This window comes from Marinoscillum pacificum (assembly GCF_024714495.1).
Classification (GTDB): Bacteria; Bacteroidota; Bacteroidia; order Cytophagales; family Cyclobacteriaceae; genus Marinoscillum; species Marinoscillum pacificum.
On sequence record NZ_JAMZMJ010000004.1, the window covers coordinates 286,480 to 298,855 of the forward strand.

Sequence of the window (12,376 nt, forward strand, 5' to 3'; positions counted from 1 at the left end):
TGTTAAGAAATGGTGAACAAGAAAAAAGGCAACCCTGGGGCTGCCTTCTATTTTGATATTTCGTGTGTCTTACTTAGCTATCTGAACCTTATTTAGAATTCTACTTATAATATCATGAGTAGATACCCCATCAGCTTCAGCTTCGTAATTCAGAAGAATTCTGTGATTCATCACATCATCAGCAATCTCTTTGATATCTTCTGGCAGCACATAATCTCTCTCGTTGAAGAATGCTACCGCTTTAGCTGCAAGGTTCAAATTGATAGACGCTCTTGGAGATGCACCAAACTGGATGTATTGAGCCTCATCATTTAATCCATAATCTTTTGGATTACGTGTAGCAAATACAAGCTCAATGATGTATTTCTCTAAACTCTCAGAAAGACTTACCTGATTGATTTCTTCACGAATTGAGAAAATGTCCTCCTTAGAAAGAACAGTATTTATCTCTTGCTTGAATGACATATTTGCCATTCGGCGCATTACCTCCAATTCGTCTTCCTTAGAAGGGTAATCTACGTGTACCTTCATCATGAAACGGTCAACCTGAGCTTCTGGAAGTGGGTAAGTACCTTCCTGGTCAACTGGGTTCTGCGTAGCCAGTACCAAGAATGGTCTATCTAGCTTAAAAGTGGTATCACCAATCGTTACTGTTTTCTCCTGCATAGCCTCAAGTAGCGCTGACTGAACTTTAGCTGGAGATCTGTTTACCTCATCTGCTAAAATCAAATTGGAGAAGATCGGACCTTTCTTTACCTCAAAGTCAGCTTTCTGCTGATTGTAAATCATGGTACCAATCAAATCGGCAGGCAAAAGGTCTGGAGTAAACTGTATTCTTTTGAAGTCAAGCTTCAATACATCAGAAAGCGTATTGACAGTCAAAGTCTTTGCAAGACCTGGTACACCTTCTAATAATATGTGTCCCTGGGTAAATAGACCAATCAGCAATCGGTTCACCATGTACTCCTGACCAACCACTACTTTTCCTACTTCTCCTATTACTTGTTGGATCTTGGCCTGGTGCTCTTTTTTGATATCCTGATCTAATTGCTCCATAGTGTCTTTTCTAATTTATAATCGGCTGCAAAAATAACCGCCTTTCTGCAAAACGTAAATTTCGATTACATCGACGGCAATTTCCTACAGTAAGTTTCAAAAAAATGTTAAAAAACGAATGATTAAGCATACAACGTCCTGGTCCGGCGCTATTGTTTGCACTTTTCAAGAAATTCCTTGACTTCATTGGCTGTAGCTTTCGCAGACCTACCTACTCCTATTACTGTGGCCGATGCAAATCCGGTCCAACTACCATATCCTACCATCCACAAACCCTCCAATTCACGCGATCTGGTACCATGGGTGTCTACTTTATGATGTCTAAAGCTAATGTTCAGCTGCTTCAAGTAATCTATGGCTGGTAAGTAACCCGTGCAAAATATCACACTATCTAAGTCAAACTGTCTACCATCACTTAGCGTCACACCTCTCTCTGTAAAAGAAGCAACTTCTGGATAGTAAGTAAGTACACCTCGCTCACGGGCATCTTTGACAGACGGCACCATGACTATATCTCCAAGCGAAGGAGGGATAAATGCTCTACCTTTCTTTTTAGCCTCAAACAACATGGTCGCTGCATCAAATAGATATTTCCCATCTACATGATCTGGGAGATAATCAGGTGCTTTCCTGGTAAACCAATAAGTATCTGCAACAAGAGACAGCTCGGCCAAAATTTGTGCTCCACTATTCCCTTCACCTATGATGCCTACTTTTTGATCTTTAAATGATGACGGATTTCGATAGTCGGCTGCATGTATCACCTTTCCTTTAAAGGACTCAAAACCGGGTATTTCTGGTGTGACTGGTTTTGAAAAGCTTCCTGTGGTACTAATTAGTACTTTACTTCTAAACTGACCTTGATTGGTTAATAGGTAAAATAATTGTTCCGTATAATTAACCTCCTCTACTTTAACTGGTCGATTGACCTTAAATTGGTAATGATTTTCATAATCCGAAAAGTAATCGACCACATCATCCTTAGAAGGATAATACTCCACTCCGCCATTCATTAATCGACCAGGCAGAGAACTCCACTGTGCAGGAGAGAATAACGTCAGTGAATCCCAATAATTCTGCCAGGAACCACCAGGTTTTTCTTCTGCATCTAATATGAGGAAATCGAGACCCAATCGTCTCAGATAATAAGCTACTGCTAATCCCGACTGACCACCTCCAACAATGATGATATCCCAGATCTTTTCTGTCAAAACTCTACCGCCTTTGTTTGATTAAAAGATTGATGAAAACTGAATGGCAAATAAAACAAAAAAACCCCGACAAACGTCGGGGCCCCAACCAGCTATAGACAAGACCGCTGCTTTGCAACGGGCTTTATTTTATGCACTCGCATATCTGCCAGGAGATTCATTCCTAGCATTGTTTAACTGCGCCACGATTTTCTGCACCAACCCGATCTCGGATTCATCCAATTCATATAGAACCTCCAGGCTCTCACCAGTAAGCGACGCGTTAACTTTGTAGTCCATTTCAGAACCGTGATTATAACAACCACTTTTAGAACTGTACCAGATTAAGTATTTCATTTTAAGGCGGTCTGAATTACATTACGAATATGGCATATATTTCTTATCCGATCCTGCCAAAGTGGTGCAAAATCCTGCCAATTGACTTAAATCATGATAAAACGCTCATTTTTAAGGGTTTTTCGAAAATATTTTTTTCACAAAGACACTGTTTATGTCTGATATGCAATAGGTTTATCATGCCAATTTGTTCTATATGACCCCTATCATCAACCGGCAAACTCATGTTTACTTACTGATAATTTGCATTGCACTTCAAAGTGCTGATGCGATCAGTCAGTCATTTGCAGCTTCCATATATAAAGATGAGAAAGGAATGGCCTCTAACCGTATTACTCAAATAGTACAATCCGCAAGTGGTGAAATATGGACAGTTACTCAAGAGGGTGTCAGCACTTTTGACGGCTTGTACTGGTCAACATTTCCAGATAGTTTAGATATTCCTACTGCGGTTGGTTTAATAAGGATGGAGGTTACGGACGACTCTACTATTTACATGGCAAGTTCCAATAGTGAAGGATTTGACATAAGTTATTATAAGAACGGTCAATGGACTTCTATAGATCCGCCTAATGCCCTAAAAGATGTCAAAGATGCCCACTACAAAATGGCCAAACCCGCCAATGGACATCTTAACAAAATGATACTCGGATATAGGGATTCGCTGTATACCTATATTGAAGAGAAATGGGAGAGCGTATATTTCCCACTGGACTCTGTAAATGAACATTATATTTCCATTGTTCCATTAGGTAATGACTCCACATTGGTTGCAACGTCACAAAGAGTATTTCTTTTAACTCCTAAAGGCAGAGATGAACTATTTAAATCTCAAAACATACTCAATGTTTCTTCCAATCAATACAATAATGGGTGTTATATACTTTACACCAATTCTCTCGCCTACTATGATTATGAAGATCGGTCAGTAACATTTCTTTTTAAAGACCATCCAATAATTAATTACCAAAATGGCAACTACAGTAACTTATTTGTAAGGGATCACCTGATATATTACAGCGCCAATTCTCCATTGATCCAATACAACCCTAAGACTGAATCACATCATCCGTTGATCACCGAATATTTTCAGTTAGATCACACTTGCATGGATGCACTCATCGATTACGAAGGGAGCATTTGGGTGGCAACCATGAGAGGAGCATTTAGTCTCAAAAACCCATCAATATATAATTACGCTAGTGAAACTCTGTTGGAAAACGAAGTTAGTGCGATACTCGAAGCACCAAATGGAGATCTTTTATTGGGCTCAAATTCAGGATTGAATGTTCTTCATAACAATGGAAAAGTAACTAAGTATCAATTGGCCAACCCCATGGAAAAATTTAGGATTATGGACATCATAGAGCATGATTCTGAAATATATTTTAGCACTTATTCCAGCGGTGTCCTCAAATATATTGACGGTCAAATTGTGCCTTTAACGACTACCAAAAAAGCTACTCAAAGCTCTGATTTATTGAGTTATGATGGAAAGCTATATTGCTCTAACAGAGGTGAATTATGGTTATTGGAAGATGGTGAATGGAATACCATTTACGACATAGGTGACCAAACAATCAGAAAAATACTGATCGATAAGGATCACAAACTCCTTCTTGCTGAAAATGGCATTTACGATATCGAAACAGGTCAAAAATACGTCGGTGATGACCTCTACACGGATAATGTCTACACTGCCACTGTGTATAAGGGTCAAATTATTGTTGGCTCAGCCGCTGGTCTGAGTACTATCAAAGAAGGTAAAATCGTCAAATCGAACTTCACTGTCCCCGGCCCAATTTATGCTCTTGAAATGGATGATCAGGGTGGTCTATGGGTAGGCAGCGGTTCTGGTGTTTGGCATTTATATGATGGAAAATCTTTCAACTATAATAAAGGAAATGGACTTATAGGAAATGAGGTTAATAGAAACGCTTTCGTATTTTCAAAAACTAATCAACTATTGGTTGGTACAGACGAAGGCTTGTCCATTATTGACAACCCAACTGAAGAACTCACAGTCCCAATTCCGGCGATAGAAATCACCTCAATTGAAGCCAATCAAAAACCAATTGAAGATTATAAATTATCGTATTTAACCAACAATATCCGGTTCAATTTCAGATCTCACTCTTACTATAATATTGAAGAACTTAATTACCGGTACCGATTACTCGGGCTTACGGATGAATGGGAGAATATTGAATTTGCTGAACAGAACACAGCCCTTTACCCAAATCTGGAACCCGGGAAATATAGATTTGAAGTGCAAGCCAGAATAGGGAACGGCCAATGGAGCAAAGTTGCTTCGAGTCCTGAAATTGTAATTCAAGCGGCATTTTTTGAAGCCGTATGGTTTAGAATTCTATTTGTCGTACTCATCATTACTGGCTTGGTTTCCTTTTATAAATACCGGAGTAAAACACTGAATGAACAAAAACAAGAACTTGAACTTAGAGTTCTGGAGAAAACGCAACAGTTAGAAAAGAGAAATCAGGAACTTATCAATACCATTGATGACCTGAAGGCTGCTCAAGGTCAGTTAATTCAATCCGAAAAACTAGCTTCTATGGGACACCTTACTTCTGGTATCGCACATGAGCTGAACAATCCACTGAATTATATCAGAGGTGGTGCTGAATGCATCATTAGAAACCTGGACGAACTATCAGAAATACTCCATAAACCAAAAGGAAAAAAAGCTGACATTAAAACCATCATGGAAGAAAGCAAAATGCTTGCTGAATCTATTTTTGAAGGAGCAACTAAAAGTACCGGAATCGTCAAAAGCTTAGGCTCTTTTACCGCTGATTCTCAAAACTTCTATTCTTTCACTGATCTTCAAAAGGAAGTAGAAACCTCTCTAACACTTCTCAATAATGAAATAGGTTTCCGCATCATCGTGAACAAGATGTTTGGGAACATCCCGCCAATAGAGTGTTATCCTGCCAAAATCAATCAAATGCTGGTAAACATTCTCATCAACAGTATTCAAGCAATTAAAGACAGAGGGGAGATAACCATCAGATATTATAGAAAAGACGATCAACGCATTGCGATTGAAATTTCAGATGATGGCGAAGGTGTTTCTAGTGATTTAAACGAAAAGGTGTTTGAGCCATTCTTCACCACTAAAGACTCCAATCCGGGTCTTGGCCTCACCATTGCCAAGTCTATTGTTCAAGAACATAAAGGAAGTATCTCTTTCATATCTAAGCCTGGTTTGGGTACAAAAGTAAAAATATACCTCCCTGTGAGTCAAACGTACCATCCTGAGTTAGACGAACTAGAACCGCCAGTTTCAAAGTAGGGTATTCAGCAGGTTTCCCGTTTTGGAGTTATACCGAAACTAAATAACCGATGAAAGACAAGTTATTAGCCCTACTGTTCTTCGGAGCATGCTGTTTTGCCTGTACAGATGAGTCAGGAGAGGAAGAAATCAACGAAAACCCCGGAAGCTTTTCTGCTACTGTGTCCGATATCACCAAATCCAGTGCAAACATCAACTGGTCTGCTGCAACTGATCCAGACGGGGATGATGTCACCTATGAACTTCAACTTGGAAATGGTATTGTAGATTCAGAATTAACCAGTACTTCTTACCAATTGTCCTCATTGAGTGAAGACACTAATTACTCCGGTAAAATCATCGCTTCTGATGGTAATGGAGGTACTTCTGAAGCGTCATTCAGTTTTGTGACGAATGGAAACCAAAACCCTTCTACGTTTACAGCAGAAGTATTAGAGATTGGAGCTTCAAGTGCCGTATTACAATGGACCGCAGCAATAGACTCAGATGGAGATGACATTACCTACACAGTATATCTAGATGGACAAGTAGTAGCTGAGAGCCTTAATGCGTTGAGTTACAACTTTACTGAATTGATGGCGGATACTCAATACAGTGGAACTATCGAAGCAGCAGACGGAAATGGTGGGATGTCTTCTACCAGCTACTCTTTTACGACTATATCAGCAGAAAACAATGATCCGGGCGCATTTTCTGTAACAGTAAATAATGTTACTGAGTCGACTGCTCAACTAAACTGGACAGCTTCTATAGATCCAGACGGTGATGACGTAACTTATGTTATTCGTCTAGCAGGAAATGTAGTTGCAGAAGGTTTATCGCAAACGAGCTACACATTGGAAACTTTGACCGCAAGTACCACCTATAATGGTCGAGTGATTGCCGAAGACGGAAAAGGCGGAAGTATTGAATCCACATTCAGTTTTGAAACAGGATCTGGATCTTCAACTACCGAATACACCTTAGATCCTAGTCTTTTTAATAGTGACAACTTCACAGTAGAAGCCAAACTAGTAGACTGTACGCTGGAAAATGGATCTTCTACTAAATGTTATGAATTAACATTCATTGCTAATGGAGTTCCTGATGATGGGCCATTCTGTCCAGCCACTGTTGATGATATTGGTGGAATGGGAATCTATGATGGTCAGACAAACGCAGGATTCCAGGTAATGAAAAGAGAGCTTTTCGAAGCGATGGAAAATGATGGGTATGACATCATTGATAATCAAGGCAATATTCGTGTGAGTGACTTCAGTTCGCAAGACAATCCAAACTTTGACTATTGTCTTCAGCCTGCGGTAAATGACAACCTGGTATTGAAATTCACAATTCCAGCCATTCCAGAAGATCTAAGCTCACCAAACCAAATAGAAAGTGTAGAACTTATAGGTGTGTCCTTAGATGGTGTACCAATGAATGGAGATCCTCCATCCGTGACAACAGGGCAAATGGGTAACGGGAATATCCCTTCATTGGATCCTTGTGGTGGACATCACGATCCATCTGGCTATTACCACTGGCATTTCATTCCGCAATCAGTGAATGAAGTATTGAATGCCTTCCAAATAACAGAAATCTCGTGTACCAATATCACTCAAGATGGAAGTGCTTTGTCAGGTTTCGCAAAAGATGGGTACCCGATTTATGCATATACTGACAGTGATGGCAGTTTACCTACCGATTTGGATAATTGCAATGGCCACTTCGCAGCAACTGATGAGTATCCTGATGGAGTATACCACTACCATGCAAGTCAGACCGAGGCCCCTAACATGCCTCCTTGCATCAAGGGTGCAGCCGTTTCTAATCCATTTGTAGTACAATAACAGAATCAATCAAGGTGTGATCACGACCACACCTTGATTTTAAATAACAAAGTCTTGAAACATCTAAAAACCTATTTATCCCTATTTATTATAGCTCTTACAACATTGGCTTATGCTCATAATCCGACCATCGCTTCCTATAGTTTGAGGCAGTTAGATCATGTCTGGATATTAGAAGGATCGTTTGCCCAAAGTGGTTTACATGCAGCCATTAGCGAAGTTCATCCCGGAATCATTGCTGAAAACACAGCATCTTACAAAGAAGCAATTGCAGAATATGTAAAGAGTCACATCGAAATTAGACTATCTGATGGCTCACATTGGAACCTAAAAGAAGGAGGAGTAAGGCTTGGCAATCATCAAAGTGATGTGAAGTTTGTTCTTTCAAAACTGCACCATATGCCAGAATCAATTGACGTTTCAATCAGCTGTCTGGCTGAAAACGATCATCAGCAAAATATTTTGCGAGTCCCAGCACTAGGTAATGTTGATCACGTAGTGTTAACTGAAGAAAATAATTTTCAAACGACGATTAGCTTCACCAAACCAGTAGAGCAAAAAGCATCTATTTCTGAAAGTGGGGATGAAATGATGACCTATTATTTATTGCTTATCATTATTGCTCTAATAGGATTGACCAGTCTAAATCGAAGAAAATTAGCCAAATTAGCACTTTTTATACGTCGTAAATGATTGGAAGTGTGGGCATTGAAAAATTAGTGTTGAAAAAAGTGAAAATTTCTTTTCTAAGGCATTGCAAAATTCAAGTGTTCATTTAAATTTGCAGTCCCTTTGAACGAGAGGGATAAGCGAGAGTAGCTCAGCTGGTAGAGCACAACCTTGCCAAGGTTGGGGTCGCGGGTTCGAATCCCGTCTCCCGCTCGATAAAAAAGAGCCGCACAAAAGCGGCTTTTATTTTTTAAATGCAAGGCTAGGAAGTAGCTTTCTCACCACGAAATTGGCAGCAATGCCACACCTAGACAAAAATAGGTGGACGCCTCGGTGGTGGAATTGGTAGACACGCAGGACTTAAAATCCTGTGACCCTTAAAGGTCGTGCGGGTTCAAGTCCCGCCCGAGGTACATTTAAGCCTGATAACTCATTGGTTATCAGGCTTTTGTTTTTTACAGGTGGCAATTTTGGTGGCAAAACTTTTTTCAAGTATTTATTCAGAGTCGCCAAATGCCTCAAAAAAATCCAAATTTCTCTCCCTTTTCGGCCTTGACGGCCAAGGATACTTTAAGGTATATTGGCGAAAACGAATTGTTTGTACAGAATGACAGACTTTTTTTTGAAGCCCTATCAATAGATTGATTATATTTCTTTCAAAGCAAAAGATAAAATAATATGATATTCTTGATTAAGGAATATGAATTAACTTATGACAACTATAAGTATACTTTTCAGCACAACCTGGACGTTCTGAAATTTTTTGTGACTATCATTTCAATATTTTTTATTGGATTTTTGGTCAAGCCAGAATTAACATCTGATTTGCTTAGCAATCAATTAATGGTAGTCCTAATTTTAGTTTTATTAATATCCCTGGGATTAATTGTAACTATAGCTCAGATCGGAATTTTTAAAAGGAGAAGGCAGTGTGTTCATAGAATGAACTACTTGAGGCATGAGATCTGTAAATCAGAAGGCATACTTGAAATACACAACAGGTATTCTAACATATCAGGCTTTACAGAAATGATTAACAATCAACATTCAAAATTCGGAATTTCTTCTTGGTTGCCCTTGATATTCTCAATCGTTATCACGCTTTCATTACTGTGTCTTCTAATCTTTCGAACAATAATTTAAATCACTTCCCAATTTTGGGCATTTTACTATTTCCATTCCTGGGCTGCCATGGGTTTTCTTGAGAATACTACTGAAAACGAATAGGCTATTATCGGCCAAGCCACTTTGGCTCAAAAAACTCAACGCCTTTTCGCGATTTCATTCGATCAATTTTTTGAAGCCCACCAAAGAAGCATACATCATACCCAATTCTGGGTATTTTGATTATTGAATAAGAAAAAAGAATCGGATATAACTATATTGTTTGGCTTATAACTTAATCGCCATCAATATACCCATCATGATTAAAGATTTATTAACACTTAACGACATTGTTTCCGATAAACTTTTCAAGATTCCAGACTACCAACGAGGATACTCATGGGGAAAGAGACAATTGACTGATTTAATAAAGGATATAGACCACATCCAAGACAAGTCACATAAACATTACACGGGAACAATTGTAATAACCTCAAATAGTCTAACTAATAGATATGATGTGGTTGATGGTCAGCAAAGGCTAACAACATTAATCATACTTTTGAAATGCCTGTATAGCACTAATGAAACAAAATTTAAGGAGATAGAATCCAAATTTCTTTATCGAGATGGTGAATATGTTCTTGAAACCAACAAGGAGACAAACTTCTTCTTTAAGGAATCAGTTATTGAGGACAAAAAGCACCTTGAAATCAAGATCAAGTCTCTAGCCAACCTTAAAAACGCCAAAGCATTTTTTAATGAATGGTTATCGAAAACCAACATCCCCCACGAAAAATTACTTCAAATAATAACCAACCAACTTGGATTCATTTGCTTTTCCCCTCAAAATACTAATGAGATAGGGATAATGTTCGAAGTAATCAATAACAGAGGCAAAGAACTATCCGAGCTAGAAAAAATCAAGAATTACTTCATTTATTATGCAACCATTCACAATAACAAAAAACTTAAAAATCAAGTCAATGATATTTGGGGAATAATCCTGGAATTTCTTAATAGTGCTGGCATAACAAACAATGAAGCAGAGAATAGATATCTCAGAAACTGCTATATAGTTTATTACTCATCCAACAAATCTAAAAGCTGGGATGTTTATGACGAACTGAAGAATAGGTACCGCCCGGAAAGCACAGAGAAGATTGATGAGAAAATCGAGGAAATCTCGAGTTTTATAGATTTTATCTGTCAGGCCGCAAAACACTATGCGTATTTTAGGGACGGATCTTTATTCAACCAGAAATACGATGGACCAAACAAGCCTCAAATTGCAGAAGCTCTAAGTCGATTAAGGTGTCACCCGGTCAACGCTTCCATTCTACCTTTATACTTAGCGCTAATGTCTCGAGTTTATGACTCACCAAATGAAGTAAGTCAGCTCCTCGGTAAGCTTGAAATATTGAATTTCAGGATTTATGTAATTCCAAATAAAAGAGTAGCTAGAGCTGACAGCAAACAAGGTGATTTATTTTGGTGGGCTCATGACTTCTATTGGAGTGAGGACTGGGATTCTGAATCTGATGATGATCAATACTTTACCTCTTTTGGCAACAAGGAAGTCCATGGAAATGAATTCGATTGGTTGAATCTCGAATTTGACGAATGCATCAAAACACTTTGTCCAGAAACCACCTTCATAGAATCTCTGACAATTGATGATGGAGAATCCATAGACTATTATCACTGGAACGGAATAAGATATCTATTAGCTAGTTATGAAGAACATTTACATCTACAGAAAAATGAAAGCTGGGACATAGAGAAAATACTTATCAAGAGAAAAGATGCAGAAGATGATAAGGGTAACGACTACTTATCAATTGAACATATTTGGGCTTCTAAAAATAGAGCTGATCATTTTTCATCAGACATTCGTGAAAAAAGACGACTAGGCAACTTTGTGCTTCTAGGACTCAAAAGCAACATACAATTAAAAAATGACGACATTCAGAATAAGGTCAAGTATTTGATAGAAAACAACCTCTACTCAATGCGTCAAGTAGTTGATCTATCTGATTATTTGAACCAATCAATAACTTATGTTGATTCCTGGAGGCAAAAAAAAACCAATAGATACTTTGCAGACATAGCTACAAGCCTTATTGACAAAAGAGAAATCGATTTAGTCAATTTTGCTCTGTCAAGATGGAAACTTCCTTCAGAGTCATCAACAAACTTTGACACCATCAACTCTTTCAGTGCATGGGATGAAAAAAGATCTAGTTACTTCTATTTAAAGGATAATGAATAGGCAAGAAGTTATTGAAATTATTAAAAATTGTTTAACCAGTCTTTATAGAAATTATGGGATACTGATTGAGAAGCAAGTTCGTGAGGAAACAATCAATGAACGCTTCATCACTTATTTAAGAGATTATTTTGAAGTAGAGAAAATCACTGTAGAGCCAGAATATGATAAGCATATTGACGGAGATAAAAACTACAAAACGATAGAAGGAGAAACAAAGCGCTTGCGGCCCGATATTGTCATTCACGAAATTGGAACTGACGACAATAATCAAATAGCCTTTGAATGCAAGAAAAAGAAAATAACTGAAGAAGATGAAGTGAAAATTGATGCACTGATAAGACAATACAATTATCGATATGGTGTATTGGTCGAATATAACAGTAAAAGGTTTACTATTTGTGAACTTGCCGGTGACACCCTAGAGTTGGAGTCATATTCTATTTGAGAACATTATCAACAAGGTCTTTTATTACCAATAAATACAAAAATTAAAACCTATAGAGACAGATGAACTACAAATAAGTATTCCATAAAGATCAAAAAATAAAACCCGATCACTCTACAAAATCATTCTCAATATCTATAA

General features: G+C 38.2%; 8 protein-coding genes and 2 tRNA genes. 7 read left to right on the forward strand and 3 right to left on the reverse strand.

From position 1 onward, the window contains the following. Positions 1 to 69 precede the first annotated feature (69 nt). From NXS00_RS12485 to NXS00_RS12495, 3 genes are all read right to left on the reverse strand, one after another. Positions 70 to 1,056 (reverse strand): AAA family ATPase, encoded by a 987-nt coding sequence (locus tag NXS00_RS12485; protein WP_258099540.1) that lies wholly within the window; start codon positions 1,054 to 1,056, stop codon positions 70 to 72. 149 nt (positions 1,057 to 1,205) lie between these two features. Beyond that, entirely contained in the window at positions 1,206 to 2,267 is a 1,062-nt protein-coding gene (locus NXS00_RS12490) for an ArsO family NAD(P)H-dependent flavin-containing monooxygenase (protein ID WP_258099541.1), read from the reverse strand. A gap of 129 nt (positions 2,268 to 2,396) precedes the next feature. Next, positions 2,397 to 2,603 carry a hypothetical protein gene (locus NXS00_RS12495; protein WP_258099542.1) on the reverse strand — a complete coding sequence of 69 codons (207 nt, stop codon included), beginning with the start codon at positions 2,601 to 2,603 and terminating at the stop codon, positions 2,397 to 2,399. A gap of 196 nt (positions 2,604 to 2,799) precedes the next feature. Here NXS00_RS12495 and NXS00_RS12500 point away from each other — a divergent pair, with 196 nt between their 5' ends. The 7 genes from NXS00_RS12500 (at position 2,800) to NXS00_RS12530 (ending at position 12,235) form a co-directional block, all read left to right on the forward strand. Further along, the gene (locus tag NXS00_RS12500) at positions 2,800 to 5,916 is read left to right on the forward strand and encodes a sensor histidine kinase (RefSeq protein WP_258099543.1); all 3,117 of its coding nucleotides are present in this window, start codon (positions 2,800 to 2,802) and stop codon (positions 5,914 to 5,916) included. 50 nt (positions 5,917 to 5,966) lie between these two features. Next, the gene (locus NXS00_RS12505) at positions 5,967 to 7,745 is read left to right on the forward strand and encodes a fibronectin type III domain-containing protein (protein WP_258099544.1); all 1,779 of its coding nucleotides are present in this window, start codon (positions 5,967 to 5,969) and stop codon (positions 7,743 to 7,745) included. Positions 7,746 to 7,799: 54 nt separating this feature from the next. Next, on the forward strand, positions 7,800 to 8,438 hold the full coding sequence (locus NXS00_RS12510; RefSeq protein WP_258099545.1) for a hypothetical protein: 639 nt from the start codon (positions 7,800 to 7,802) through the stop codon (positions 8,436 to 8,438). A 116-nt stretch (positions 8,439 to 8,554) separates the two neighbouring features. Continuing rightward, positions 8,555 to 8,627, forward strand: a tRNA-Gly gene (locus tag NXS00_RS12515). Positions 8,628 to 8,741: 114 nt separating this feature from the next. Further along, positions 8,742 to 8,827 (forward strand) — tRNA-Leu (locus NXS00_RS12520). A gap of 1,010 nt (positions 8,828 to 9,837) precedes the next feature. After that, positions 9,838 to 11,790 carry a DUF262 domain-containing protein gene (locus tag NXS00_RS12525; RefSeq protein WP_258099546.1) on the forward strand — a complete coding sequence of 651 codons (1,953 nt, stop codon included), beginning with the start codon at positions 9,838 to 9,840 and terminating at the stop codon, positions 11,788 to 11,790. After that, positions 11,783 to 12,235 (forward strand): hypothetical protein, encoded by a 453-nt coding sequence (locus NXS00_RS12530; RefSeq protein WP_258099547.1) that lies wholly within the window; start codon positions 11,783 to 11,785, stop codon positions 12,233 to 12,235. The genes NXS00_RS12525 and NXS00_RS12530 overlap by 8 nt, the downstream gene beginning before the upstream one ends. The last annotated feature ends 141 nt before the right edge of the window (positions 12,236 to 12,376 follow it).

Coding starts and splice junctions, on each gene's coding strand:
- NXS00_RS12485 (WP_258099540.1), bottom strand. CDS start 1,056: ATGGAGCAATTAGATCAGGATATCAAAAAAGAGCACCAGGCCAAGATC.
- NXS00_RS12505 (WP_258099544.1), top strand. CDS start 5,967: ATGAAAGACAAGTTATTAGCCCTACTGTTCTTCGGAGCATGCTGTTTT.
- NXS00_RS12525 (WP_258099546.1), top strand. CDS start 9,838: ATGATTAAAGATTTATTAACACTTAACGACATTGTTTCCGATAAACTT.
- NXS00_RS12500 (WP_258099543.1), top strand. CDS start 2,800: ATGACCCCTATCATCAACCGGCAAACTCATGTTTACTTACTGATAATT.
- NXS00_RS12495 (WP_258099542.1), bottom strand. CDS start 2,603: ATGAAATACTTAATCTGGTACAGTTCTAAAAGTGGTTGTTATAATCAC.
- NXS00_RS12530 (WP_258099547.1), top strand. CDS start 11,783: ATGAATAGGCAAGAAGTTATTGAAATTATTAAAAATTGTTTAACCAGT.